Origin of the sequence: Mesorhizobium xinjiangense, assembly GCF_009749525.1 — a bacterium.
Classification (GTDB): domain Bacteria; phylum Pseudomonadota; class Alphaproteobacteria; order Rhizobiales; family Rhizobiaceae; genus Mangrovimarina; species Mangrovimarina xinjiangensis.
The window spans coordinates 194,313-220,350 of sequence record NZ_WOAC01000002.1 but is presented as its reverse complement, the minus strand read 5'-3'; the positions used below and the strand labels follow the sequence as shown (position 1 = coordinate 220,350).

The following is a 26,038-nucleotide window of genomic DNA, read 5'->3' as shown; positions in this document are numbered from 1 at the left end:
GTCGGCCGTGCTCTGCTGCCGTGGCTTTCACGATGAATGGACAGCCACGATAGTTGTCGCAGAAGCTTCACACAAGCGGCGTGCGAGGCAACGCGGATTGCCGAACGGGACGAGGCTGGAGCACGCGGCAGCGTGACATTGCTGCAACACTACTGGGCAAATGCCTGCCGGGGCGTCATGTTTGGCCAATCATATCGATTAGACGACTTGTGGTGGGTGGCGTATCCGCATTCACGCCATTAAGGGGTTCGCGTCCTTTCTGGCGCGCGTTCGCTTCAAACGGAAACGTTTGAAACAAAGATATGCGCGCCAGATCACTATGGTGGAGCATGTGCCTTTCGCTCAAACGATCCCGTTTGAGCGGGACATGTTCTGGGACAGCGGCGCTTCGACAGGCATGCCCAACGACCCCCGCCTGACGCATGCCTGGCGGGAGCCGCTGGGGCAGTCTGGCCGGCCAAATGCAGAGGCGACGGCAGACTGCCCCGCATTACCAATCAATTTCGTTCCTTCAAACCTAAAAAATTATACCGGCAACACTTCCGTCACGCCTTGCGGTCCACTCCCCCTCGACAGAGGGCTTTCATGGCACGGCACATCGTCCTATCCGGGTAGGGCAAACCGATTCCCGGCGGAGCGAACGATGAACCGTACTGCATCTGCATTCCTGATCGTCGCAGGACTCACCGCCCTTCTGGTCGCGCTCAGCTTCGGGCTGCAAATGAAGGGCTATGCCTTCGCCAGCCTTGGCATTACGCGCCTCGACGGGCTTGCCAATTCGAGAACCTTCATCCCGCTGGCCGCGATCTACGCCTTTGCCGGCGCTCTGATTACGATCGCACCGATCCGCCTTGCGGGTCTTCTCCACGTCAGCGCAGCCAAACCGATATTTTCGACGTCACTGGTCCTGCTTGCGACCATAGCGGGCGTTCAAATCGCCCGCTTTGCCTTCGGCTATGACGCCGCGCTTCAGGTTCTGATCGACTGGCAGTTCCTGTTCGCCGCAGGCATCATTGCCGCCCATTTGTCGTTGGAAACGCTGCGCCGCGGCGCCCTCCTGCGCACGCTGGCATTTATCGGCTTCATCGTGGCGATGCTGGCCTGCCTGTACTGGACCTTCCGGTTCTAGAAAATAGCCGCCGGGGTTCAGCTCGTTGACGAGCCTCGCCACATTCGCGTCGTCATCCTCGCCCCCCCTGTGCCGAGGATCTATAAACATCAGTAGGTTAGCAGATTCTCGGGACAAGCCCGAGAATGACGAAAGATCATTTCTGCACCGCTGTCGGCAGCCTGAGCCCCGGCCCATATTGCCGGGGCTTAAAAGAGCGTCAGGCGCTCTTTTGGATCTCGACCGCATGGGGATAGGGAATGGAAATGCCCTTCTTGTCGAAGGCTTCCTTGATCTGCTTGGTCATGTCGAATTTGAGATCCCAGTAATCTCCGGCGTCACACCACAGGCGCACGCCGAGATCGACCGACGATTCACCGAGATTGACGACCCTCACCCAGGGGGCGGGATCATCATGGACACGCGCATCGGCGCCGGAGATGTCGGTGATGATCTTGATGGCCTTGTCGGCGTCGTCGCCATAGTCGATGCCGAATTCGAGATCTAGCCGCCGCGTCGCATGCGCCGAATAGTTCCTGATGATCGAGCCCCACGCCTTGCCGTTGGGAACGATGATCTGAACATTGTCGGGCGTCACGAGCTCCGTGACGAAGAGGTTGATATCCTTGACGGTGCCGGCCGTTCCATCGATATCGACATACTGGTCGAGCTTGTAGGGCCGAAAGACGATCAGCATCACGCCGGCGGCGAGATCGGCCAGGGTTCCCTGCAGGGCGAAGCCGATGGCCAATGTTGCAGCGCCGAGGACGGCGATCAGGCTCGTTGCCTCGAAGCCGAAAATCTGGAGAACCGCAATAAAGACAACGATCAGAATCAGCCACTTCACGAGAGACGCGAAGAAGGTGCCGAGCGTGTTGTCGATATGCTCGCTGCGCGTCACCTGGCGGCGCACGAAGCCGCTGATGGCATTGGCAACGATCCAGCCCACGACAAGAAAGACCAACGCCTTGAGCGCGCCGACGACCAGCGGACCATAAGCGCCCAGTTGCCCTGCAAGTCCTTCCATTTTCATCCTCCCGGGCGATGCCCATTTGAACGTCGCAATAAGAGCGGGTCGGACCGAAGAGAGTCAAGGTGATGCTAAAGATCGACCTGATATTCCGCCTGTTTCGCGGACACAGGCAGCGGCAAGCCTGCGCGTCGCGCCAACATTGAAACCGGATCGGCGGAAAGTTGAAACTCTCCGGCCCATCAATGTGTCAGAATGCTTGAAGAAAATGGCGCGAGTGACGGGGCTCGAACCCGCGACCTCCGGCGTGACAGGCCGGCACTCTAACCAGCTGAGCTACACCCGCGCTTTGGACGTGGCCACTTGCCGCGGCCGCTGTCGTGGCGGTGAATTAAGCGCTTCGACGAACCCTGTCAAGCGGCCATTGGCGCTTTGTCACCATCTTGCTGGCAAAGTTCACCGCGGGCAATTTCACGGTGTTGCGCGGCGTACGGAACTCGGGAGAAATCGGCATAGGCAATGCCCGCCCCTGCCCATGGTCGATCGACCGCACCAGGCACCGCCCGGCGTTGCATGGCCGCGCACTTCCAGAGAAGTTCCTTTGCATTTTTGCCGATTCGGCTTGCGCATGGACGACGAAGCGCTTAAATCGCGGCGGTTCAGGGGGCGATTAGCTCAGTTGGTAGAGCGCTTCGTTTACACCGAAGATGTCGGGAGTTCGAGTCTCTCATCGCCCACCATTATTTCAATGACTTAGGTCGAAAATGGGAAGCGTGCGGCGGGTTCAATGAATCTCCCGCGCCATCTGCGTGCGACGCCGCGCGATCGCCGCAATGTCCGCTGCCGGCATCAATGAACACCCGTGATCATGGAGACGATCTCGTTCTTGTCGGTCTTAGCCGTCTCGCGCACGCCGATCTGTTGCCCGCGCCGCAGCACGCAGATGCGGTCGGAGAGCCTGAACACCTGGTCGAGACTGTGGCTGATGATCAAAATGGCGAGATTGCGCTCCTTGAGCGCATGCACGTTCTTTTCCACCTTCGCCGTCTCGGCCACGCCGAGGGCTGCGGTCGGCTCGTCGAGCAGGATCAGCTTTTTCGCCCAATGCGTCGCGCGGGCAATCGCCACACCCTGCCGCTGGCCGCCCGAGAGGTCGCGGATGATGGCGCCGGCCGACGGAATGCGCACATCGAGCTCGTCGACAAGCTGCTGCGTCTCCTCGATCATCGAGCGCCGGTCAAGCATGCCGAAGGCCTTCAATTTCTCGCGGCCGAGAAACATGTTCATATAGACCGATTGCTGGTCGGCCAGCGCCAGGTCCTGATAGACGACCTCGATGCCGCTCGAGCGCGCCTTGCTGGCATCGGAGAAACTGACCGCCTGCCCATCGAGCGTGATCGAGCCGGCGGTCGGGGCATGGACACCGGAGATGATCTTGATCAGTGTGGACTTACCGGCGCCGTTGTCGCCCACCAGCGCGACGATCTCGCCGGCATGCAGATCGAGAGAGAAATCATCGATCGCCACAATGCCGCCGAAGGCCTTGTGGATGTTCTTCAATTCGAGAACCGGGTTGGAGCCGGCATGCGTTTTTTTGGTCATGGCGCTCACCTGAGATTCGGCCAGTCTTCGGGCTGACCGAAGATGTTCTCGATCGTTTCCACTTTCGGATCGCCCCGCGAAATCCCGGACACGCCGACGGTGAAGGCGCGGGTGACGAAGGCCTGGCCGCGAAAGCCGAACACAACCGTGTCGCCGGCCTTCGGCTTCGCCGGACCGGTCGCATCGATCATGCCGTAATAGTCGATTGCCGAGGGTGGCGGAATCTCGACGCTGGCGAGGGCCCGCTCCGAGGTTGTTGGCGCATCGGCGACGATCGCCTTGACATCGTAGTCGGGAAAGACCGGGTCGATATAGAGCCCGCCGCCGAAGCAATAGGCGCGGTCGGCATGGAGATGGGAGACCTCGGTGAGATAGAGGACCGCCGGTCGCTCCGGCAGATCCTCGATCGCGTGGAGCGGTGTCGTGCCGTGCAGCCCGTTGCCGGGCTCGCATTGCGTGGCCCCGGCGTCGGCCAGGGTGTCGAGCACGGCGGATGACGTCGTGCCCGGTGCGTTGACCTCGATGTCGCTGCGGCCGGCCTTCACCAGCGCTTCGGCGGCTTTGGCGAGCGTTGAAAGATTGTGCGTCGGCAGCACCGTCTTCTTTTCATTGTCGTAGAGCAGTGCGGGAAAACTCGTAAGCCCGGCAAAGCGCGCACCGTCGAGACGATCGATCATGTCGGCGACCGCCGCGATGTCTTCGGCCCGGAACCCGCCTTCATGGCCACGGTAGAAGGTATCGCCCTCGGTGTGAATGCGGGCAAGCAGCGCCTGCTTGCGCCCTGCCTTGCTGGCGGCCGCGCCAGCTTCCCTCGCCTTTTCCTCGCTGAAGACGGTCCAGTAGTCGGGCCGCAGGCGGCTCGCCGCCATCTCCGCCTCGTCGCGCGGCACCTGGACGAGGTGGCCGAGATGACCCACCTTGAGCCCTGCCCGGTCGCAGGCCACGGCACAAGCCATGTCGACGGCGACGGCGCGGTCGATGCCGCCGCGCATCACGGCTCGGCAGAAGGCCGAATTGCGGCCGACCTGCTTGGTCATGGCAAAGACCTTCATCCCGTGCCTGCCGGCCTCGGCTTTGAACAGGCGGGCATTTTCCTCCACCGCGTCAAGGTCGAGCACGTAGGCGTTGGCCGGAATGCGGCCCTCGCGATGCAGCTTGATCGCGGCTTCGACAAAGGCGGGGTTGCGGCGTCTGAGAACATCGAGAAACATGGCGTCTCCTTGTACATGTCCCGCTCAAACGGAATCGAGCGAAAGGTACATGTTCCAACATATTGATCTGGCGCGCATATCTTTGCTTCAAACGTTTCGGTTTGAAGCGAACGCGCGCTAGCGGTTGGTGTCGCGCAGCGAGATAGCGACGGCGACGAGGATGATCAGGCCGCGCACGATCATTTGCTCGGACACGGCAAGACCCATCAGGATCAGCCCATTGTTCAGCATGCCCATGAGCAGCGACCCGACCAGTGCGCCGATCACCGATCCCTTGCCGCCCTTGAGCGCCGTTCCGCCGACGATGACGGCGGCAATGACGGTCATCAGATCGCTCTCGCCGAGCGTGTATTTGGCCGCCTGCAGACGGCCGGCATAGAGAAGGCCGGCGAGCCCCGCGCAACCGCCGCTGATCATCAGGACTGCAAGACGGATACGCGGCACCTTGATGCCGGAGACCTGGGCGGCGCGCGGATTGTCGCCGGTGGCGATCACATGGGCGCCGAAGCGGCTCTCGCGATAGATGAGATGGCCGATGATCACGGCGACCAACGTCCACAGGATCAGCGACGGAATGCCCATCAGCGAGCCGGAGCCGAAGAAGCCGGTGAACGCGTCGTTGATGACGGGAATCGAGCGCAAATCTGTCATCGAACGTGCGACGCCGGCAAAAAGTCCCATCGTGGCGAGCGTCACCAGGAAGGACGGCAATCCCAGATAGGCGACCATCGCGCCGTTGAAGAAGCCGATGGAAAGCCCCGCGCCGAGACCGGCCAGGATGCCCAACAGCATCGAATGTTCCTGCATCACGACGGCGGCAGAAAGCGCAGCCACGGCGAAGATGGAACCGAAGGACAGGTCGATCTCGCCTGCCGAAAGGACAAACACCAGGCCGATCGCCATGATGGTCGCCGGCGCCGTCTGCAGCACGATATTGGACAGGTTCCGGGTCGTCAGGAAGCCGTCGTCGGCCAATGTGACGGCGAAGAAGAGGAAGATCGCCAGGAAGCCGATGTAGAGCACATATTGCTGAAGATCTATGCGTTGCAGCAATGCCGGCCGCCACCTGGCGGGGCTTGCGTGCTGGGTGGTCTGGGTTGCCATGGATGCCATCCGTCGGGCCGCCGCAGCTTGCGGCGGCGGTCCTCATCAGGAATTGCCGCCCGGATGGAACTCCCACAAACCGGGCAGCAGGTTGAGCTATCGCGCCGAGAGCACGCTCTCGGGTGCCGCGCGATGCAGCGATTGCTGCCACGCCTCGCCAACATTGTCGGCGGTTACGGTGATGGCGGGCGCAACGACAAAGGGCGGTGTCTCCTCGCCAGCGAGGGCTCGCGCGCCGGCTGCCGCCATGGCGCGGCCCAGCTCGTAGGCCTCGTCAGCGACGATCGCCACGAAGTTTCCGTCCTTGACCATGTCGAGCGCAATCGGCTCGGACAGATCCAAGGTGACAACCTTTGTGGTCTTGTTGCCATTGGCGCGCAACGCGGCGAGCACGCCTTCCGCCGGCCCGGCCCAGGTAACGTAGATACCGCCGAGATCCGGGTTCTTCAGCAGCATCGCATTGGCGATGTCCTCGGCGCGTGCCGGGTCGCTGATGCCCTGTTCGGCGACGATCGAGATGTCGGGATAGTCCTTCTCGATCGTCGCCTTGAAGGCATTGTCGCGCTGGTTGGTCACGTAATAGTCGGCATCGTGATAGATCCAGCCGACCGTGCCCTTGCCGCCCATCGCCTTGGCCAATGCGTCGGCAGCCTGCTTGCCCATCTGGAAGAGATCGTCGGTGACGATTGCCGCATAATCGCCCCCATGCTGATAGTCCTTCGGCACGTTGGACAGGAACACCAGCTTCACGCCATTGTCCCTGGCCTCCTTGAAGGCCGCGGCGGACGTCACCGGATCGAGCGGCAGCGACAGGATGATGTCGGGCGATTTCGCCATCGCAGTCTCGATGTCGCTGCGCTGCTTGGCAGCGTCGAAACCGGCGCTGGTGGTTGCCACCACCTCGATGCCGAGGCGGGCGAATTCGTCGTTTGCGCCGGCCGACACCGCATTGACGAAATCGGACTGCTCGTGCCACAGGAGCGCTGCCTTGTGACCGCCCTTATTCAAGGCGGCCGCCTTGTCGTCGGACACGGTGACCGAGGCGGACGGCGTGGCCGTTTCCCCCTTCGGACCAACGGTCTGGGCGAACGCCGGCGCTCCGACCAACAGGCTCGCAACCGACACGGCGGCAATCAATGATCTTATCGTCATAGGATGATCCTCCTTTTGTTCCCCTGATAGCAGGCGTCATCTCATGGCGAGGCGACGCCGCAATAGCCGGCGATGAAGGCTGCGAAGGCGACGATGCCGGCCAGGTATTCGTCGATGTTCACCCGCTCCTCGAGCGTGTGGCAGTTGGTGATGTCGCCCGGCGCGCAATAGACGGTCGGACAATCGATCTCATTGATGAGAAAAGGCGATTCCGACCAATAGGGTGCGCCCTCGATCGACCCGCGGCCGGGCATCGCCTGGTCGAGCACAGATGCCAGCAATGCGATCTCGGCCCTGTCGGCCTCGATCTCGGCCGGCGATCCGCCGTAGCCATGGTCGCGCCCGGCGGGATATTCGATTGCAACCGAGATCCCCTCGCCTTCCGCAGCGACGCGAATGACGCCCTCGAGCGCCTCGACCGCCGCATCCAAGCTCTCGCCGGGCAGCAGCTTGCGGATCAGCGAAAAGCGGCATTCGCCCGGCACGGCGATGTAGCCGCCGCCATCGATGCCGGTCACCAGCGCGAAGGCTCGGCCGACGAGGTCGTGGCTGGCCTGTGCTGCGATCTCGTCGGAATGCCGCCAGATCGCCGAAAGCGCATTGTGCGCGACCTTCAGCGCATCGACCCCTTGCTCCGGCACACCGAAATAGGCCGACTTGCCGGTGATCGTCACATCAGCGATGAAGAACCCCATCTGCGCGGGAAAGACCGAAAGCCGGGTCGGCTCGACATAGATGGCGAAGTCGGGACGCGCGATTTCGCCGGCCTTGACCCGGCGCGAGAAGTCCTTGATGCCGGCGCTGACGCCTGTGCCGGGCTCACCGCTTTCCTCGTCGCCGACAAAGGCGAAGGCGACGTCGCCCTTGAGCCTCACACCGGCCCGGTCGAGCAGATCGAGTGCCGCAAGTCCGGCACAGATCCCCGCCTTCAGGTCGCCCGTGCCGCGCCCCCAGATTTCGCCGTCGACGATGGCGCCGCCGAACGGATCCTCTCGCTCTGTGCCGGCCCAGCGTTCCGCCCAGCCGCGCACATGGACAGTGTCTGTATGTCCGATGAAGAGCAGCCGCGGTCCGCCGCCTTCGCCCGTTCGTTCGCCCCAGACATTGGGGCGGCCCGGCAGGAAATCGGCGCGCTCGGGCGCAAGGCGCAAATCGCGCATGCGCTGCTCGAGATAGTCGACGACGTTCGCCTCATTGCCGGTGATGCTCTGACGCGCCACAGCACCCTTCAGGAGGTCGAGCGCGTCCGCCTTGTCCAGGACGCCGTTCAAACGTTGGACCAGGACATCATCAGCCTTCATTGCGCTGCCTCCACCAGCTTGACCACGTTGGCCGGCGGCAGCGTGATCGCCGCGCCGGGAACGCCGCCGGAGAACAACGTGGCATGAAGATGGGTGAGGCCCACCGCCGCGCCGCCCACGATGGCGACCTTGGTGCCAAGCTCCGAGGTGCCGATCTCGACAGGGTTGGGAAAGCAAAGCGGCAGCAATGCGCGCACGCGCGATACGAGTTCGCTGCGACCGCCGATCGAACCGCCGAGCACCACCTTGCCGGGATTGGTGATGGCGCAGATTGCCGCCACCGTGCGCGCGACATAGCGCGCCGTCTCGTCAAGAACTTTGATGGCATGCGCATCGCCCGTTTCGGCGGCGTCGAAGATGGCTGGAACCTCAAGCGGCTTGCCGCTCAACTCCTTGTAGCGATTGCGCATTCCGAACGTTGCCGCCACCCGCTCGAGCGCGCCGTATTTGAGCGAGTCGGGCTCGAACGGATCGGCGCCGAAGGGCAGAAAGCCGAGTTCTCCCGCAGCATTGGAAAAGCCGCGCACGAGTTCGCCGCCGACCATGATCCCAGCGCCGATGCCGGTGCCCAGCGCGATATAGACCAGATCGTCGACGCCGGTTGCGCTGCCGATCCAGTGCTCGCCGATCGCGGCCAGGTTGACGTCGTTTTCGAGCATTATGGCGACGCCAAGCTCCTTGCCGAGCGCCGCCTCGACGTCGATCTCGTCGAGGCCGGGAATGTTCGGCGCCATGAGAATGCGGCCGGTGGCGCGGTCGGGTGCACCGGGCACGCCGACGACGGCAAGCCGCACCTTCTCCATGGCGATATTGTTGGTCTTCGCGGCCTCCCGGCACAGACGCGCAATCTGGCGCACCACGTGCAGACCGCCACGGCTGTCGGTCGGTTCGGTCAATTCGCCCAGCACCTGGCAGGCGAGATCGGCAATCGCCGCACGCACCTTGGTGCCACCCAGATCCACCGTCGCAATGCAGGCCGATTCCGGCACGATCTCATAGGTGATGGCAGTGCGCCCGACATGGCCGCTGGTGCGCCCCGTCTCGCGGATCCAGCCGTCGTCCTCGAGCTGGCGCGCGATCTCGGAAATGGTCTGCTTCGACAGCCCCGTCTGTTTGGCAATGCTTGCGCGTGAGATTGGTCCGCAATGGACGATGGTTTCCATCACCATGCAGAGCGAAAACTGGCGCGATATGCGAGGCGTGTCGTTCACGGTGCTTCTTTTAATTCGTTCCCTTACCGAATTAATTACATAAACCCACTGGCGCGTCAATTGCGGATCGGGCCACCCCGTGGCGGTACCGGACTGAGCTGCCACGGGCGGGATGGCACAGTTTTAGAACATGTCCCGCTCAAACGGAATCGTTTGAGAGAAAGGTACTGCTCCAACATATTGATCTGGCGCGCATATCTTCGCTTCAAACGTTTCCGTTTGATGCGAACGCGCGCGAGCGGCTTTCGCGCTTAAGGATTGGCGCATATACTCGTTGGACAACCCTGCTTGCGAAAATGGTGACGGGCGATGAAGAACTGGCTTCTTTGGTTTCTGATCGGCGTGGTCTCCATTCTTGGCGGCCTGATGGCACTCGCAAACCCTCTCGCCGCCACGCTGGCGGCCGAAAAGGTCGCCGGATGGGTTTTTCTCCTCGTCGGCCTGTTGCAGATCGTATCGGCCTTTCGCGAGCAGGCCCTGGGCGCAACTCTGTGGGCCGGCCTGATCGGCGTGCTCGGCCTGTTCGTCGGCATATCGCTTCTGGCCAATCCGCTCGCCGGAGCCGTGTCGCTGACGGCGCTGATCGCCATCCTGTTCGCCGTCGTCGGCGTGGCCAAGTTGGTCATGGCGTTTCAGATCCGCAGCACGCGGTTCTTCTGGCTGGTCCTGGTCTCGGGCGGCGTGTCGCTTCTGCTGGCGCTATTGATCGTCAGCTTTCCCCAATCCGCGGCACGCATACTGGGTCTGTTCCTCGCCATTGAGCTCTTGTCGAACGGCGCCAGCCTCATCGCGCTCAGCCTGACCCGGCGTCCCACCGCATGAAACGGCGCGCCCGCTTCCAGTAGATCGAGCGGCGCCCGGCGCCCTCCGCGCCCCGGACCGGCCACCGGCCGACAGCCATAAAAAAGCCGGGCAGCGACGGCCCGGCCTTCTTGTCGATTTCCAGAGCATGTCCCGCTCAAACGATGACGTTTGAGCGAATGACACCTGCTCCAACATATTGAACTGGCGCGCATATCTTTGCTTCAAACGTCTCCGTTTGAAGCGAATGCGCGCTAGCGCAGCGGCGCTATCAGTTGACGGCGTCCTTCAGGCCCTTGCCGGCCGAGAATTTGGGCACGTTGCGGGCCGGGATCTGCACCTCGGCGCCCGTCTGCGGGTTGCGGCCTACGGAAGCCTCGCGCTTGGAGACCGAGAAGTTGCCGAATCCGACCAGGCGCACGTCCCCGCCCGACTTCAGCTCCTTGGTGATCACGTCGAACACCGCTTCGACCGCGCCCTGGGCATCCCCTTTCGAAAGACTTGTCGCCTCGGCAACGGCGGACACCAGTTCGTTCTTATTCATGAAACCCTCTTTCATTCAAAAAACCGCATTACGGAGCGGCTTCCCGCCGCGCCGGAACTTTAGTGATAACTGCTACCACAACCAAGCAGGAATATCGTCTGAATCGCGGAAATGCTGGGTTTTCCGCTGATTTTTGCAAAAAAGCCGGGCGTGAAGCCCGGCTTATTCAACTTTTGAGAGAAAAATACGCCGATGCGCTCAATGCGCCAGCGAGGCCGCACCCGAATCGTCGGCCCCGGCCTTCTGGGCCGCAGCCTCAACGGGCTCCACCCATTCGATCGGCTCGGGCATGCGCGTCAGCGCATGACTGAGAACCTCGCCGACACGGCTGACCGGGACGATCTCCAGACCGCTCTTCACATTATCCGGAATGTCGACCAGATCCTTGGCGTTTTCCTCCGGGATCAGCACCTTCTTGATGCCGCCGCGCAACGCCGCAAGGAGCTTCTCCTTCAGCCCGCCGATGGGCAGCACCCGGCCACGCAGCGTGATCTCGCCGGTCATCGCCACATCGGCCCTGACCGGAATGCCCGTCAGCACCGAGACGATCGCGGTTGCCATGGCCACGCCGGCGGACGGTCCGTCCTTCGGCGTCGCACCTTCCGGCACGTGGACATGGATGTCCGTCTTGTCGAAGGCCGGCGGCTCGATGCCGAAATCGATGGCCCGCGAGCGCACATAGGATGCGGCCGCCGAAATCGATTCCTTCATCACGTCCTTCAGGTTGCCGGTCACGGTCATCTTGCCCTTGCCGGGCATCATCACGCCCTCGATGGTGAGGAGTTCGCCACCGACCTCGGTCCAGGCAAGTCCGGTCACGACGCCGATCTGGTCCTCTTCGCCTTCGACCTGGCCGAAGCGGAAGCGCGGCACACCAAGATAGTCGTCAAGGTTCTTCTCCGTGATCCTGACCGTCTTCTTGTCGGTCTTGAGGATCTCGGTCACCGCCTTGCGGGCAAGCTTCATCAGTTCGCGCTCAAGGTTACGCACGCCGGCTTCCCGCGTATAGATGCGGATCACCGACCGCAGAGCCTCGTCGGTGACGGAGAACTCCTTGGGCTGCAAGGCATGATCGCGCACCGCCTTTGGCAGCAGATGCCGCTTGGCGATCTCCACCTTCTCGTCCTCGGTGTAGCCGGCAATGCGGATGATCTCCATGCGGTCCATCAGCGCCGGCGGGATGTTGAGCGTATTGGCGGTCGTCACGAACATCACGCTCGACAGGTCATATTCGACCTCGAGATAATGGTCCATGAAGGTCGCGTTCTGCTCCGGATCGAGAACCTCGAGCAGGGCCGATGACGGGTCGCCGCGGAAATCCATGCCCATCTTGTCGATCTCGTCGAGCAGGAAGAGCGGATTGGACTTCTTCGCCTTCTTCATCGACTGGATGACCTTGCCGGGCATCGAGCCGATATAGGTGCGCCGGTGTCCGCGGATCTCGGCTTCGTCGCGCACGCCGCCGAGCGCCATGCGGATGAACTCGCGACCGGTCGCCCTGGCGATCGACTTGCCGAGCGAGGTCTTGCCGACGCCGGGCGGGCCGACGAGGCACAGGATCGGACCCTTGAGCTTCTTCTGCCGGCTCTGGACGGCCAGATATTCGACGATGCGCTCCTTGACCTTGTCGAGCCCGAAGTGATCGTCGTCAAGTACCTCCTGCGAAAAATGCAGATCGTGCTTGACCTTGGAATTCTTGCCCCACGGGATCGACAGGATCCAGTCGAGGTAGTTGCGCACGACGGTCGCTTCCGCCGACATAGGCGACATGGTGCGGAACTTCTTCAGCTCCGCATTGGCCTTTTCGCGCGCTTCCTTGGTGAGCTTGGTCTTCTTGATGCGCTCCTCGAACTCGGCCGCCTCGTCGCGACCGTCCTCGCCCTCGCCGAGCTCCTTCTGGATCGCCTTCATCTGCTCGTTGAGGTAATACTCGCGCTGCGTCTTCTCCATCTGGCGCTTGACGCGCGAGCGGATGCGCTTTTCCACCTGAAGTACGGAGATCTCGGCTTCCATGAAGCCCATCGCCTTTTCCAGGCGCTCGCGCACGGACAGCGTGGCAAGCATTTCCTGCTTTTCGGGAATCTTGATCGCCAGATGCGAGGCAACCGTATCGGCCAGCTTGGAGTAATCCTCGATCTGGCCGGCCGCGCCCACGACCTCGGGCGAAATCTTCTTGTTGAGCTTAACGTAGTTCTCGAAATCGCTCACGACAGAGCGTGCCAGCGCCTCGATCTCGACCTCTTCCTCCTCGGGCTCGGGCAGGAGGTCGGCGACAGCTTCGTGAAACTCGTCGCGCTCGGTGAACGACGCAATCTGCGCCCGCGTCGTGCCCTCCACCAGCACCTTCACGGTGCCGTCGGGGAGTTTCAAGAGCTGCAGGACATTGGCCAACGTGCCGATATCGTAGATGGCGCCCGCCTCGGGGTCGTCGTCCGCCGCATTCATCTGCGTGGCCAGCAGGATCTGCTTGTCGGCGCCCATGACTTCTTCCAGCGCCTTGATCGACTTCTCGCGGCCGACAAAGAGCGGCACGATCATATGCGGGAAGACAACGATATCTCGCAGCGGAAGAACCGGATATATGCCGTTTGCCGACGCAGTTGGCTTTGTGGTTTCTGACATTGTCTCGCCTTTCATTCCGCGGCCGCCATCAGCCAACCGCGAATCTCATATTAACGGCTGCACACCGTTCCGCCTATGATCGCATTGGGAGTATGCGGGAAGTTAGCACGAAATTCGACGTTGCAGCCCGATAGCCCATAGGTGGATGTGGGTGGTGCAAAGGTCAAGGGCAGGAGGCGGAGCCACACACCTGCCCGCAAGCGCAGGCCGCGAACGAGCCGCCTGTCGCTGCGACGGGCGACCCATGCGATCAGGCGCTGGCGTTCGCCTTTTCCTTCTTCGGTTCGGCGTAGATATAGAGCGGCCGCGCCTGCCCCGTCACCACCTCGTCCGAAATCACCACTTCCTGTACGCCTTCCAGCGCCGGAAGCTCGAACATGGTGTCGAGCAGGATCGACTCCATGATGGAGCGCAACCCCCGCGCGCCGGTCTTGCGCTCGATCGCCTTCTGGGAAATCGCCGTGAGCGCCGATTCCTGGAAGGTCAGTTCCACATTCTCCATCTCGAACAGCCGCTGATACTGCTTGACAAGGGCATTCTTGGGCGCCGTCAGAATCTGCACCAGCGCATCCTCGTCGAGATCCTCGAGCGTTGCCAGCACCGGCAAGCGGCCGACGAATTCCGGGATCAGCCCGAACTTCAGCAAATCCTCCGGCTCCACCTGACGGAAGAGGTCACCGCTGCGGCGATCTTCGGGCGCCGCCACATTGGCGCCGAAGCCGATCGAGGTCTTGCGGCCGCGATCGGAGATGATCTTGTCCAGACCGGCAAAGGCACCGCCGCAGATGAACAGGATGTTCGCCGTGTCGACCTGCAGGAACTCCTGCTGGGGGTGCTTGCGTCCGCCCTGCGGCGGCACCGAAGCGACCGTTCCCTCCATGATCTTCAGGAGCGCCTGCTGCACGCCCTCGCCCGACACGTCGCGGGTAATCGACGGATTGTCCGACTTGCGCGAGATCTTGTCGATCTCGTCTATATAGACGATGCCGCGCTGGGCGCGCTCGACATTGTAGTCGGCCGACTGCAGGAGCTTGAGGATGATGTTTTCGACATCCTCGCCGACGTAGCCCGCCTCGGTCAGCGTGGTCGCGTCGGCCATGGTGAAGGGCACGTCGATGATGCGCGCGAGCGTCTGCGCCAACAGCGTCTTGCCGCAGCCGGTCGGGCCGATCAGCAAAATATTCGATTTGGCCAGTTCGACGTCGTTGCCCTTGGTCGCGTGCGCCAGCCGCTTATAGTGATTGTGGACGGCCACGGACAACACGCGCTTGGCGTATGCCTGGCCGATGACGTAGTCGTCGAGGACCTCGATGATCTCCTGCGGTGTCGGCACGCCTTCGCGCGACTTCACCATGGAGGTCTTGTTCTCCTCGCGAATGATGTCCATGCACAGTTCGACGCATTCATCGCAGATGAACACAGTCGGGCCCGCGATCAGCTTGCGGACTTCGTGCTGGCTCTTGCCGCAGAAGGAGCAATAGAGCGTGTTCTTGGAATCACCGCCGCTGTTGCTGATCTTGCTCATGCCAATATTTCCTTCTCAGTCCCGATCGGCCGCTTGGTCGACCGCTGCCCGATTCATTCGGCAGCGAAGCCCTGAAGGCACGTTGATGAACGAAACACACTTTGCGCCGCGCGGCAACGCTTCGTGAAACTCCGGCTAACGATACCACCCGCCAAACTCACGTCAGCCTTAACGTAGGACGCGCCGCGCGTCGAGAAAACACCCATTTGTGTCTGAAATGCCGCAGGCCGCAGCAAATCAACCTGCGCCGCACGAGATTTCTCCCCCGCGGCGCCTGCAAGGCAACGCCGAAGCGTTCAGACGGTTCAGGCCTTTCAAGCAACCGTATCCGTGTCAGCACCCTCGGCTGCCTGACGCGAACTCATCACCTTGTCGATCAGGCCGAATTCCTGCGCCTCGTCCGATGTCATGAAATGGTCGCGGTCGAGCGTCTTTTCAATGGTCTCGTAATCCTGGCCGGTGTGCTTGACATAGACCTCGTTCAGGCGGCGCTTGAGCTTGATGATGTCCTGGGCATGACGTTCGATGTCGGAGGCCTGGCCCTGGAAGCCGCCCGAAGGCTGGTGCACCATGATGCGGGCATTCGGCGTGGCAAAACGCATGTCTTTTTCCCCGGCGCACAGAAGCAGCGAGCCCATCGAGGCCGCCTGGCCGATGCACAGCGTCGAAACCGCCGGCTTGATGAACTGCATCGTGTCGTAGATCGCCATGCCCGAAGTCACCACGCCGCCGGGTGAGTTGATGTAGAGCGCGATCTCCTTCTTCGGGTTCTCGGCCTCCAGAAAGAGAAGCTGGGCGCAGACCAGCGTCGCCGTTCCGTCCTCGATCGGGCCGGTAATGAAGATGATGCGCTCCTTGAGGAGTCGTGAAAAAATGTCATAGGCGCGCTCGCCGCGATTGGTCTGCTCGACGACCATCGGCACGAGGTTCATCGCGGTCTGCACTGGATCTTTCATTGGGCATTCCCTTTTTCGAGGTCTCCGGCCGTTGCAGGCTGGAATCGACCGAACTCTTGTCGCAGCTAGATAAGGCGGTGAGTCCTTGTAGTGCAAGGGCCGGGCATGGCTTCCTGCCTCAAAAGGCAGGAATGGTTTACACCGCTTCGGTGCGCAACCAGCTCGACAGGTCGGCAAAATCGCCCGCTTCGGCTTCGGGCAAAGGAAAGCCCTACCACCCGGTGCCCTCCTTCAGGCCGCCGCCCGAGGGCGGAACGACGCAACGTCCGTGTCGTAACCGACCGCGCGGCAATGTAGACCATGGCGCAGAGCTGACAACCGAGTTATCGAGCCCATCATGCAGCACGTTGCCCGCCCACCCTATCTCGACTTCGATCCCGCCAGCCGCCACGTGCGCATCGACCCGCACGACGATGGCTTCGTGCAGGACCCGTATTCGGCCTACGCCTTCCTGCACGCCCACGCACCGGCCTTCTTCTGGGAGGAGTTCGGGATGTGGTGCTTTAGCGCCCACGAGCCGGTCAACCGCCTGCTGCGCGACCGCCGTTTCGGGCGCGAGAACCGCTGGGGGCCGCCGCGATTTCCCGGCGAGCATCGCGCGCATCTCGCCGATTTCGATGCGGTGGAAACGCGTTCCATGCTCGAGCTCGAGCCGCCCGTCCACACCAGGCTGCGGACGCTGGTCAACCGGGCCTTCGTGTCGCGGCAGGTCGAACGGTTGCGGCCGCGCATCGAGGCGTTGGCGCATGAACTGATCGACCGCATCGAGGACAAGGGCGAAGCCGACCTCTTGCCTGCCTTCGCCACACCGATCCCGATCACCGTCATCGCCGAAATGCTGGGCGTGCCGGTCGCAATGGGGTCCGAGCTCGTCTCGTGGTCGAACCGCATGGTCGCCATGTATATGCACGGCAGGACACGCGCCACGGAGGAAGACGCCAATGCCGCGGCGCGCGACTTTACCGAATTCCTGCGCGGCTATGTCGAAAGGCGCCGCAGCGAACCGGGCGACGACCTGTTGAGCCTGCTGATCGCGGCGAACGAGGACGGCGACAGGCTCAGCGAAGACGAGCTCGTCTCCTCGGTCATCCTGCTGCTCAATGCGGGGCACGAGGCGACCGTGCACCAGACGGGCAATGCGGTGCGCACGATCCTCGCCCAGGGAGGCGACCCGCGGCGCTTCTTCGGCACGCAGGAGGAAACGGCGGCGACGGTCGAGGAATGCCTGCGTTTCGATGCGCCGCTGCACATGTTCACGCGCTATGCCTATGAGGAGATCGAGATCGAACCCGGAATTCTCGTGCGGCCGGGCGAGCAGATCGGCCTCATGCTGGGCGCGGCCAACAACGACCCGGCCGCCTATGCCGCGCCGCGTTCCTTCGATCCGCAGCGCGGCGACCAGAAGAACGTCTCCTTCGGCGCCGGCATTCACTTCTGCATCGGCGCGCCGCTCGCCCGGCTGGAACTGCAGGTCGGGCTGAAAGTGCTGTTCGACCGGTTGCCCGATCTCCGGCTCGCCGAGCAGCCGCGCTACCGCGACGTCTATCATTTCCACGGACTGGAGGGGCTTTTGTGTGCGTGGCGCTGAATGTGCCGGGCCCTGCTGTCAGGGCAGCTTCATGCAACATGATCCAAGCCCAAAAACAAGGAAAGCACTGGGATCGCTCCCAGTGCCTCCCTGTTCAGATCAGGATCCGCCGCACACGTCCAAAAGGTCACGCACGATCCAATCCTAATTCTGAGCCGGCCGCCTCTGCACATTCCCGAAAGATATGCGCTTCCTCGACCCCGCCTGGGCAACCACCGTGGATGGTTTCCAGACGCACCATCGAAGGCTTTGTCCGGCCTTCATGGCAGCATCGGTCCGCCTTTGGCGTTCCAGACCGCTTTTGGGCGGGTCCGCTGGACATCCGGCAACCGTTTGCGGCTTTGGCAGGCCAGGCCCACCGCCGCCCAATCGGACCGGAGCGGCCTCAGAATGATCCCTGCAACGTGGTTCCCGTTGTCCCTGCGGGCGCTGCCGGGCATCTGAGTTGACTTAAGAGTAACCAGAACAAGGACTTCCCGCAATGCGCAACTGCTTGTGAAAAGCGTGAATATCGGGGAAGAATTGCAAATATATCCACAATCGATCGACCGCGAATACCTGGCGCCCTGCGCAAGCGCGGGTCGTATATTCGTTTCCGGTCGGTTGCGCAACGCGCCGCTCCCCAAGCCTCACAGTTTTGCGAGCGCCTGGTCGAGGTCGGCAATGATGTCGTCGACATCCTCGATACCGATCGACAGCCGCACCACGTCGGGCCCGGCACCGGCGGCAATCTTCTGTTCGTCGGACAATTGCCGATGCGTGGTCGAAGCCGGGTGAATGACCAACGAGCGCGTGTCGCCGATATTGGCAAGGTGGGAGAACATCTCCACCCCCTCGACGAATTTCACGCCCGCCTCGAAGCCGCCCTTCAGGCCGAAGGTGAAGACGGCACCGGCGCCTTTCGGCGAATACTTCTTCATCAAGGCGTGGTTGGGGTCCGACTCCAGCCCCGGATAGGACACCCAATCGACGGCCGAGTGATTGGAGATCCATTCGGCAACCTTCAGCGCATTGTCGCAATGGCGCTGCATCCTGAGCGGCAGCGTCTCCACGCCCTGCAGGATCATGAACGCGTTGAAGGGCGATATGGCCGGGCCGAAATCACGCAGTCCCAGCACGCGGCAAGCGATGGCGAAGGCGAAGTTGCCGAACGTCTCGTGCAGCACGATGCCGCCATATTCCGGCCGCGGCTCCGACAGCATCGGGTAATTGCCCGATTTCGACCAGTCGAAGGTGCCGCCGTCGACGATCATACCGCCCATGGAGTTGCCGTGCCCGCCGATGAACTTGGTCATGGAATGGACGACGATATCGGCGCCGTGCTCGATCGGCCGCAGCAGGTAGGGGCTCGCCATCGTGTTGTCGACAATGAGCGGCAAGCCGTGCCGGCGCGCGATCTCGGCGATCTTCTCGATATCGACGAAGACGCCACCCGGATTGGCCAGGCTTTCCACGAAAATGGCGCGGGTCTTGTCGTCGATCTGGTTCTCGAAGGTCGACAGGTCGTCGACGTCACCCCAGCGCACCTCCCAGCCGAAATTCTTGAAGGCGTGTCCGAACTGGTTGATCGAGCCACCATAGAGCTTCCTGGCGGAGATGAAGTTCTCACCCGGCCGCATCAGCGAATGGAATATGAGAAGCTGCGCCCCATGCCCGGAGGCGGTCGCCAGGCCCGCCGTGCCACCCTCAAGCGCGGCGATGCGCTCCTCGAGCACCGCCTGGGTCGGGTTCATGATGCGGGTGTAGATGTTGCCGAACGCCTTCAGCCCGAACAGCGACGCCGCGTGATCGACATCGTCGAAGACATAGGAGGTCGTCTGGTAGATCGGCGTGGCGCGCGCGCCCGTTGCCGGATCCGGCTGTGCGCCGGCATGAATGGCGAGGGTGCTGAAGCCGGGCGTGGATTGCGTCATGTAGTTTCCTCCTGCACGTCGTTGTCGGTTCCATTGGATTGATTGCAAAGGCCGTCGACAAAGGCAAAGGAGAATTTTCCGGTCTGCCGAAGCTGAGGGGATATCGTTACTCGCCGATCAGCGTCCTTCCCGGCCTTTCTTCATCGTGTCGTTGGGGCCAATACTCTTGAGCACGCGTCGCTTCGGCTCCATACGCTCATGAAGTATGCGCAGCACGACAATGTCTTGCCCGGCCTCTCCATCCGTCATGGTCTTGTAATAGAGGTGATGCGCTGCGGCGGCGCTTCGACCGGCAGCCAGTCCGAGATGAAATGACCGTATTCCTGCCGCGATGTCCGGACGTTCGCGCGACGATGGGCGCATTGGATCTTCCGCGATCATATCCAGCCCGCGCCCGATGAGAGAGGCATAGGCGCGCACCTGACCGGCCCCGAAAGACAGCAGGGTTTCACGCAGTATGTTCTCGATATCCGCGTCGGCCTGTCTGGTCAGACGCAACCGCATTCATTCAGCGTCGGAAAGGACGTCTTCGGCAATCTGCTCGACGGTGCGCTGCGAGAACTCCCGCCTGTTTGCTTGCGTCAGCCCGATATCGACCGCCGCCCGCAGCATAGCCGCCCTTTCATCCTCAAGGTCACGGTCACGCTTTAGAAGGCGCAGCGCGTCACGCACGACTTCGCTCGCCGACACGTAATCGCCGGTCGCCACTTCTCCGTTGACGAATTCGGCGATGTCCTTCGTCAGGCTTACATTCATCGTAACCATCATATCGCTCCCGAACATTCGGAATCTGACATTATGGCAAAGTTTGTCAAACTCTATTTCATCCGGATGCCGAAGCTCTGGAAACCCTTGCGCAGGAGCGGTTTTTTCGAGGAGATGATGCGGCTGTTGACGCCGTTCCAGCCGATTTCGCCGGACAGGCGGCCGTATTCGATCTTCGGGCAGCGGTTCATCACAACCTTGACGCCGGCAGCTTCGGCCTTGGCGGCGGCGATATCGCTGCGCACCGAAAGCTGCATCCAGATCACCTTCGGCAGAGGCTCCAGCGCCAGCGCCTCCTCGACCACAGGCAAGACCGCATCCGAGGCGCGGAAAATGTCGACCATGTCGACCGGTTCGGCAATGTCGGCCAGCCGCGCATGGACCGGCCGGCCGAGGATTTCGCCGCCGGCGCGCCCCGGATTGACCGGATAGACCGTGTACCCCTTGTCGATCAGATATTTGGTGACGAAGAAGCTGGGGCGCACGTCGTTGGCCGAGGCGCCGACGATCGCGACCGTGCGAACCGAATTCAAAATGCCGGAAATATAGGCGTCGTCGTAAAAGTCGTGATTCATTGCGGCAGCGCGATCCGCCCTTCAGTGTCGATCGGAAACTCGGGATTGTGGGCTACTTCCCAAAGATTGCCTTCGGTGTCGGTAAAATAGCCTTGCACGCCGCCCCAGAAGGCGCGGGCGGCCGGCCTGAGAATGCGTCCGCCGGCCGTCTCGGCCTGATCGAGGATGGCCGCGACTTCGGCTTCGCTGCGCGTGTTATAGGCCAGTGCGACTCCGGAGAACCCGGGCACGGCCTCCCCGCCGGAAGCCGTCGGAGGTGTGTCCGCAAGCCCGGCGTCCTTCGCCAGTTCCGCGCGCGGCCATAGCGCCAGGATCATGCCGCCCATCTGGAAGAAGGCCACGCCTTCGGTGAACTTACGATTGCGCTCGAGCCCCATGGCGTCGTAAAAGCCGGCCGCCCGGTCGAGATCGTCGACGCCAAGCGTGATGACGGAGATGCGTGGTTCGAGCTTCATTCGCCTTTCCACTCCGGCTTGCGCTTTTCGATGAAGGCGCCGATACCTTCCTCGGCGTCGCGCGCCATCATGTTTTCCACCATGACGCGGGCGGTATAGTCATAGGCTTCCGAAAGGCCCATCTCTGCCTGCGCATAAAAGGCTTCCTTGCCGATCTTCAGCGTCAAAGGTGATTTGGAAGCAACGGTTTGCGCGTATTTCATCACGATCTGATTCAGATATTCCGGCGGCACGACGCGATTGATCAGGCCGAATTCGCGCGCCGTCGTCGCCTCGATCAATTCGCCCGTCATAAGCATTTCCATGGCGTGCTTGCGGCCGATATTGCGCGACAGTGCAACCATCGGTGTGGAGCAGAACAGGCCGATATTGACGCCCGGCGTGGCGAAGGTCGCTTCCGTCGAGGCAATCGCCAGATCGCAGCTTGCAACGAGCTGGCATCCGGCCGCCGTCGCCGTGCCGGCAACCTCGGCGATGACGGGCTTGGGCAGGCGCACGATCGTCTGCATCAGCCGCGCGCAGGTCTGCATCGTCACTTCAAAGAAGGCCCGGCCGTGGTCGGCGTCGGCGCGGTGCGCCGTCAGTTCCTTCAAATCGTGCCCGGCGCAAAAGACCTTGCCGGCGGCATCGATGACGACGACACGCACGGTCTCGTCTTCACCTGCGCGGTCAAGTTCGTCCTGAAGGGCGGTCATCGCCGCCATCGACAACGCATTGGCGGGCGGATTGGACAGGGTGAGCCGCAATATGCCCCCGCCGAAAGCGACGGTGACCGGATTGGCGGATTGCTCACCCTGCTTCATCGCCACGATATCGGCCATCGGTCAACTCCTTGAGACTTGCACCGATCAAGCCGCACTGTCCGCGGCCGATCCGGTTCGCGCCAAGAACTAGCACGCACGGACTTGATGAACAGCCACGAATTGTCGATTGTGATTGACGTTTACGCAAAAGGAAGATGCCACTCAGGCAAGGCCGGGAGGATGAATTTGGCCAAGGTTCTCTACGAAAAGGACGGGCGCATTGCGCGCATCACACTCAACCGGCCCGAGGTTCTGAACGCCATCGACGACGATTTGCCGCGCGAGCTCGAGGAATGCGTGGCGCGCGCCAATACCGAAGACGGCGTGCACGTCATCGTGCTGTCGGGCGCCGGGCGCGCCTTCTGCGCCGGATACGACCTCGCCTACTATGCCCAGGCCGAGGAAGGCCGTGGTCACGAGATGACGCAGGCGATGCCGTGGGATCCGATGAAGGACTACGCCTTCATGATGCGCAACACCGAGTGCTTCATGGCGCTTTGGCGCAGCTACCGCCCGGTCGTGGCCAAGGTGCACGGCTTCGCGGTCGCCGGCGGGTCCGACATCGCGCTGTGTACCGACATGATCGTCATGGAGGACGAGGCGGAAATCGGCTATATGCCGGTGCGGGTATGGGGCTGCCCGACCACGGCCATGTGGGTCTATCGGTTGGGCGCCGAGCAGGCCAAGCGGATGCTCTTCACCGGAGACAAGATCAAGGGCAAGGAAGCCGAGCGCATCGGGCTCGTGGCGAAGTCGGTCCCCGCAAATGATCTCGACGCCGAGGTCGAGCGGCTTGCCGAGCGCATGGCCGCCGTCCCGGTCAACCAGCTCATGATGCAGAAGCTGGTGATCAACCAGGCGATCGAGGCGATGGGACTGAAACAGACGCAGATGTTCGCCACCGTCTTCGACGGCATTACGCGCCACTCTCCAGAGGGTCTCAACTTCAAGCTCCGCGCCGAGGAGACGGGCTGGAAACAGGCCGTGCGCGAGCGCGACCTCGGGACCTTCGACTGGACTCAAAACCGCCCGATCAACTCATCCAAGGCCTGAAGAGAGGGACGCCGCAGTGACGAAACACGACATGAAACCGGTGATGACCGCCGACGAGGTCAATACGTTCCTCAAACAGGTTTATCCGCAGCTCAACGACGATTTTGCCGCCTATTTCGCCGTCGACGTATTCTCCGGCGGCTGCACCGTGCGGCTCAACGCCGATCACCGCCATCTGCGGCCGGGCAATACGGTCTCCGGACCGTCGCTGTTCACCCTGGCCGACATTGGCGGCTATGTCTGCGTGTTGTCGCATGCCGGGCCGGAGGCCTTGTCGGTGACGACCAACCTGAACATCAATTTCGTGCGCAAGGCCGAGGCCGGCCCGATCGACGGTCATTGCCGCATCGTCAAGCTCGGCAGGAGCCTGATGGTGTTCGAGATCGACATGAAGGCAGGGCCGGACGGCCTGACGGTGGCGCACGCCACAGGCACCTATTCGATCCCGCCGAAACGCGACACATAGGCGCGGCGATCAGACCAGTTCGTCGATGGTGACCTTCAACGCCTCGGCGATCTTCTTCATCGTGCCGATCGTGCCATCGCGCTTGCCGCTCTCGATCTGCGACAGATAGGCCTGCGATATGCCGGCCGCCTCGGCGAGCGCCCTTGCCGAAAGGCCGCGATATTCACGCCAGACGAGAACCGGGCTTTCGCCTTCCAGCATGCGGTGGACGAACTCGGCCGGGACAAGCTCCTCCTCGCCCGCGGCGAGTTTTTCCTCGAACCGGTGGATCGCCGCCAAATCTTCGGCCTCCTCCGCCGCCTCGAGCAGACTTTGATATTCACCCTCGGGCAGGACAACCATGCGCTCGCCGTTCGGCGTCGTGATGATCTGCTTGGTCATGATCGGTCCAGTTCAATCATAGGCATCGCCTCGCGGCGCCACTCTGATCACCGCGACAACTGCGCCATCATCGCGAAATATGACACGCCAATCGCCCACGCGAAGACGAAGATAACCGGGTTTGCCCTTCAGCGCCTTCACATTGTTGGCAAGAACGACCGGGTCAGCGGCAAATTGCTCGATCTTTGCAATAATCCGCCGCCTTATATTCGCAGGAACCCTGCGCAGCGCCTTCCGCGATTCCTGCGAATAGGTTACCTCCCGCATCCCGAAGCGATAGCATATTGCAAAGTTTCGTTCCAGCAACGATTTGCATTGAGATCCGTCTGGGCGCTCGGCAGTATGGTATTATATTACCGCTACCATAACGCATTGATATCTTTGTCTTATTTCAAAACGCGTCGGCCACAACGGTATTGACGCCTGCCCCGCCCTCCCCTATAAGCCGCGCCATAGCAGCGGCCCGTGCGGTCGCCGTTTCATTTTGGGCCGGTGCTCCGGCTCAAAGCAAGCAACAAGAAACGCCTTCCTGCGGGAAGGTCCGAACCGAAAGCACGAAACCATGAAAACCTTTTCGCAGAAGCCTGCGGATGTGGAGAAGAAGTGGGTGCTGATCGACGCCGAGGGTCTCGTCGTCGGCCGCCTCGCCTCACTCGTCGCCAACCGCCTGCGCGGCAAGCACAAACCGACCTTCACCCCTCATGTCGACGACGGCGACAATGTCATCGTCATCAATGCTGAGAAGGCGGCGCTGACCGGCAGGAAATACACCAACAAGACGTATTACTGGCACACCGGCCATCCCGGCGGCATCAAGGAGCGCACGGCGCGCGACCTGCTCGAAGGCCGCTTTCCCGAGCGTGTGGTCGAAAAGGCCATTGAGCGGATGATCCCGCGCGGCCCGCTCGGCCGTCGCCAGATGAAGAATCTTCGCGTTTATGCCGGTGCCGAGCACCCGCATGACGCCCAGCAGCCGGAGACGCTCGACGTCGCCGCGCTCAACCGCAAGAACAAGAGGGCCTGATCATGGCTGAACTCAACTCGCTCGAAGAGCTCGGCGCCGCCACCGGCGTGGTCGACACCCAGCCGGAAGCCCCGGTCCATGTCCAGAAGCTCGACGCCCAAGGCCGCGCCTATGCCACCGGCAAGCGCAAGGACGCGATCGCCCGCGTATGGGTCAAGCCCGGCAGTGGTAAGATCATCGTCAACGACAAGGAATTCGACCAGTACTTTGCCCGGCCGGTCCTGCAGATGATCCTCAAGCAGCCGATCATCGCCGCCGACCGCGACGGCCAGTTCGACATCATCGCCACCGTTGCCGGCGGCGGACTGTCGGGCCAGGCGGGCGCAGTGCGCCATGGCATTTCCAAGGCTCTGACCTATTACGAGCCGGCGCTGCGCGGCACACTCAAGCGCGGCGGGTTCCTGACCCGCGACAGCCGTACGGTGGAACGCAAGAAGTACGGCAAGGCAAAGGCCCGCCGGTCCTTCCAGTTCTCCAAGCGCTAAGCGCGGCAACACACGCACAAGAGAAAGCGGGCCTTCGGGTCCGCTTTTTTGTTGGCGCGTCCTCCCCTTCCCATGGTCGGCTTAATCGCATGCAATCACCATGACTAGGTGTGATTAAGTGAGGTACACCATGGATGCGAAGGTTCTCACCGCGCATGTGCCTTTGCCGCTCGCGGAGAAGGTAGACGAGATGGCCACGCGCTGACCCGCCTGGGTCGAACAGGAAGGCACCGCTGCGCCTGCTTGAACATCCACGCATGGGCGAGCGCCTTCATGAATTCGAACAGCGCGAGGTCCGCCGCATTCTCGTCGGGCATTATGAAATGCGCTACGAAATCCGAGACTCGACGATATACGTACTCCGTGTATGGCATACGCGCGAGGATCGGTAGACCGCCAACAATAATCAGCCGACAAGCGGCG

General features: G+C 62.1%; 26 protein-coding genes, 2 tRNA genes and 1 pseudogene. 9 read left to right on the top strand and 20 right to left on the bottom strand.

From position 1 onward, the window contains the following. The first annotated feature begins 319 nt into the window (after nt 1–319). A complete protein-coding gene (locus tag GM909_RS25975; RefSeq protein ID WP_235911611.1) occupies nt 320–1,129 on the top strand; it encodes a hypothetical protein in 810 nt (269 codons plus the stop codon). A 199-nt stretch (nt 1,130–1,328) separates the two neighbouring features. Here GM909_RS25975 and GM909_RS03360 read toward each other — a convergent pair whose 3' ends face one another. Together GM909_RS03360 and GM909_RS03355 are read right to left on the bottom strand one after the other, a co-directional pair. Further along, entirely contained in the window at nt 1,329–2,135 is an 807-nt protein-coding gene (locus GM909_RS03360) for a mechanosensitive ion channel family protein (RefSeq protein WP_157014785.1), read from the bottom strand. A gap of 212 nt (nt 2,136–2,347) precedes the next feature. Then, a tRNA-Asp gene (locus GM909_RS03355) sits at nt 2,348–2,424 on the bottom strand. Nucleotides 2,425–2,742: 318 nt separating this feature from the next. On the opposite strand from GM909_RS03355, the gene GM909_RS03350 reads away from it, so the two are divergent. Then, nucleotides 2,743–2,818 (top strand) — tRNA-Val (locus GM909_RS03350). A gap of 109 nt (nt 2,819–2,927) precedes the next feature. Here the strand turns inward: GM909_RS03350 and GM909_RS03345 are convergent. The 6 genes from GM909_RS03345 to GM909_RS03320 form a co-directional block, all read right to left on the bottom strand. Continuing rightward, entirely contained in the window at nt 2,928–3,680 is a 753-nt protein-coding gene (locus GM909_RS03345; RefSeq protein ID WP_157014784.1) for an ATP-binding cassette domain-containing protein, read from the bottom strand. A gap of 5 nt (nt 3,681–3,685) precedes the next feature. Further along, nucleotides 3,686–4,891, bottom strand: coding sequence for an alanine racemase (locus GM909_RS03340; protein WP_157014783.1), 1,206 nt, complete (start codon nt 4,889–4,891; stop codon nt 3,686–3,688). A gap of 117 nt (nt 4,892–5,008) precedes the next feature. Beyond that, nucleotides 5,009–5,995, bottom strand: coding sequence for an ABC transporter permease (locus GM909_RS03335; RefSeq protein ID WP_157014782.1), 987 nt, complete (start codon nt 5,993–5,995; stop codon nt 5,009–5,011). A 96-nt stretch (nt 5,996–6,091) separates the two neighbouring features. After that, a complete protein-coding gene (locus GM909_RS03330; RefSeq protein ID WP_157014781.1) occupies nt 6,092–7,147 on the bottom strand; it encodes a substrate-binding domain-containing protein in 1,056 nt (351 codons plus the stop codon). A gap of 41 nt (nt 7,148–7,188) precedes the next feature. Further along, nucleotides 7,189–8,448, bottom strand: a complete 1,260-nt coding sequence (locus GM909_RS03325; protein ID WP_157014780.1) for a M20 family metallopeptidase — start codon at nt 8,446–8,448, stop codon at nt 7,189–7,191. Beyond that, nucleotides 8,445–9,659: an ROK family transcriptional regulator gene (locus tag GM909_RS03320; RefSeq protein WP_157014779.1), complete on the bottom strand. Its 1,215-nt coding sequence runs from the start codon at nt 9,657–9,659 to the stop codon at nt 8,445–8,447. The genes GM909_RS03325 and GM909_RS03320 overlap by 4 nt, the downstream gene beginning before the upstream one ends. A 309-nt stretch (nt 9,660–9,968) precedes the next feature. Between GM909_RS03320 and GM909_RS03315 the strand changes: the two genes are divergently transcribed. Further along, the gene (locus GM909_RS03315; protein WP_157014778.1) at nt 9,969–10,481 is read left to right on the top strand and encodes an HdeD family acid-resistance protein; all 513 of its coding nucleotides are present in this window, start codon (nt 9,969–9,971) and stop codon (nt 10,479–10,481) included. A 250-nt stretch (nt 10,482–10,731) separates the two neighbouring features. Here the strand turns inward: GM909_RS03315 and GM909_RS03310 are convergent, their stop codons facing one another. The 4 genes from GM909_RS03310 to GM909_RS03295 all read right to left on the bottom strand — a co-directional run bounded on the left by GM909_RS03310 (nt 10,732) and on the right by GM909_RS03295 (nt 16,107). Beyond that, complete coding sequence (locus tag GM909_RS03310; protein ID WP_157014777.1) at nt 10,732–11,004, bottom strand: HU family DNA-binding protein; 273 nt, start codon at nt 11,002–11,004, stop codon at nt 10,732–10,734. A 198-nt stretch (nt 11,005–11,202) separates the two neighbouring features. Continuing rightward, nucleotides 11,203–13,626 (bottom strand): endopeptidase La, encoded by a 2,424-nt coding sequence (lon, locus tag GM909_RS03305; RefSeq protein ID WP_157014776.1) that lies wholly within the window; start codon nt 13,624–13,626, stop codon nt 11,203–11,205. A 250-nt stretch (nt 13,627–13,876) separates the two neighbouring features. Then, nucleotides 13,877–15,151 (bottom strand): ATP-dependent Clp protease ATP-binding subunit ClpX, encoded by a 1,275-nt coding sequence (clpX, locus tag GM909_RS03300; RefSeq protein ID WP_157014775.1) that lies wholly within the window; start codon nt 15,149–15,151, stop codon nt 13,877–13,879. 314 nt (nt 15,152–15,465) lie between these two features. Next, entirely contained in the window at nt 15,466–16,107 is a 642-nt protein-coding gene (locus tag GM909_RS03295; protein ID WP_157014774.1) for an ATP-dependent Clp protease proteolytic subunit, read from the bottom strand. A 337-nt stretch (nt 16,108–16,444) separates the two neighbouring features. Between GM909_RS03295 and GM909_RS03290 the strand changes: the two genes are divergently transcribed. Then, nucleotides 16,445–17,695: a cytochrome P450 gene (locus GM909_RS03290; RefSeq protein ID WP_157014773.1), complete on the top strand. Its 1,251-nt coding sequence runs from the start codon at nt 16,445–16,447 to the stop codon at nt 17,693–17,695. A gap of 629 nt (nt 17,696–18,324) precedes the next feature. On the opposite strand, the gene GM909_RS03285 is transcribed toward GM909_RS03290, so the two are convergent. The 6 genes from GM909_RS03285 to GM909_RS03260 form a co-directional block, all read right to left on the bottom strand. Next, nucleotides 18,325–19,608, bottom strand: coding sequence for an O-acetylhomoserine aminocarboxypropyltransferase (locus GM909_RS03285; protein ID WP_157014772.1), 1,284 nt, complete (start codon nt 19,606–19,608; stop codon nt 18,325–18,327). A 117-nt stretch (nt 19,609–19,725) separates the two neighbouring features. Beyond that, nucleotides 19,726–20,112 carry a type II toxin-antitoxin system RelE/ParE family toxin gene (locus GM909_RS03280; protein WP_157014771.1) on the bottom strand — a complete coding sequence of 129 codons (387 nt, stop codon included), beginning with the start codon at nt 20,110–20,112 and terminating at the stop codon, nt 19,726–19,728. Continuing rightward, on the bottom strand, nt 20,113–20,373 hold the full coding sequence (locus GM909_RS03275) for a type II toxin-antitoxin system ParD family antitoxin (protein WP_235911609.1): 261 nt from the start codon (nt 20,371–20,373) through the stop codon (nt 20,113–20,115). It lies immediately after the preceding gene. A 53-nt stretch (nt 20,374–20,426) separates the two neighbouring features. Continuing rightward, nucleotides 20,427–20,948, bottom strand: a complete 522-nt coding sequence (locus GM909_RS03270; RefSeq protein ID WP_157014769.1) for a CoA-binding protein — start codon at nt 20,946–20,948, stop codon at nt 20,427–20,429. Further along, nucleotides 20,945–21,403 carry a VOC family protein gene (locus GM909_RS03265; RefSeq protein WP_157014768.1) on the bottom strand — a complete coding sequence of 153 codons (459 nt, stop codon included), beginning with the start codon at nt 21,401–21,403 and terminating at the stop codon, nt 20,945–20,947. The genes GM909_RS03270 and GM909_RS03265 overlap by 4 nt, the downstream gene beginning before the upstream one ends. Beyond that, nucleotides 21,400–22,224, bottom strand: coding sequence for an enoyl-CoA hydratase (locus GM909_RS03260; RefSeq protein ID WP_157014767.1), 825 nt, complete (start codon nt 22,222–22,224; stop codon nt 21,400–21,402). The genes GM909_RS03265 and GM909_RS03260 overlap by 4 nt, the downstream gene beginning before the upstream one ends. 162 nt (nt 22,225–22,386) lie before the next feature. Here GM909_RS03260 and GM909_RS03255 point away from each other — a divergent pair, with 162 nt between their 5' ends. Continuing rightward, nucleotides 22,387–23,259, top strand: coding sequence for a crotonase/enoyl-CoA hydratase family protein (locus GM909_RS03255; protein ID WP_198174108.1), 873 nt, complete (start codon nt 22,387–22,389; stop codon nt 23,257–23,259). 43 nt (nt 23,260–23,302) lie between these two features. Continuing rightward, the gene (locus GM909_RS03250; RefSeq protein WP_198174126.1) at nt 23,303–23,725 is read left to right on the top strand and encodes a PaaI family thioesterase; all 423 of its coding nucleotides are present in this window, start codon (nt 23,303–23,305) and stop codon (nt 23,723–23,725) included. Nucleotides 23,726–23,734: 9 nt separating this feature from the next. On the opposite strand, the gene GM909_RS03245 is transcribed toward GM909_RS03250, so the two are convergent. Next, complete coding sequence (locus GM909_RS03245) at nt 23,735–24,106, bottom strand: helix-turn-helix domain-containing protein (RefSeq protein ID WP_157014765.1); 372 nt, start codon at nt 24,104–24,106, stop codon at nt 23,735–23,737. Nucleotides 24,107–24,118: 12 nt separating this feature from the next. Then, nucleotides 24,119–24,412 carry a type II toxin-antitoxin system RelE family toxin gene (locus tag GM909_RS03240; RefSeq protein ID WP_328600441.1) on the bottom strand — a complete coding sequence of 98 codons (294 nt, stop codon included), beginning with the start codon at nt 24,410–24,412 and terminating at the stop codon, nt 24,119–24,121. Nucleotides 24,413–24,668: 256 nt separating this feature from the next. Between GM909_RS03240 and rplM the strand changes: the two genes are divergently transcribed. From rplM to GM909_RS03225, 3 genes and pseudogenes are all read left to right on the top strand, one after another. Further along, a complete protein-coding gene (rplM, locus tag GM909_RS03235; protein WP_157014764.1) occupies nt 24,669–25,130 on the top strand; it encodes a 50S ribosomal protein L13 in 462 nt (153 codons plus the stop codon). A gap of 2 nt (nt 25,131–25,132) precedes the next feature. After that, nucleotides 25,133–25,615 carry a 30S ribosomal protein S9 gene (gene rpsI / locus GM909_RS03230; protein WP_157014763.1) on the top strand — a complete coding sequence of 161 codons (483 nt, stop codon included), beginning with the start codon at nt 25,133–25,135 and terminating at the stop codon, nt 25,613–25,615. Nucleotides 25,616–25,842: 227 nt separating this feature from the next. Continuing rightward, nucleotides 25,843–26,007: pseudogene (locus GM909_RS03225) on the top strand (type II toxin-antitoxin system RelE/ParE family toxin); the annotation flags it as partial. Between the last annotated feature and the right edge of the window lie 31 nt (nt 26,008–26,038).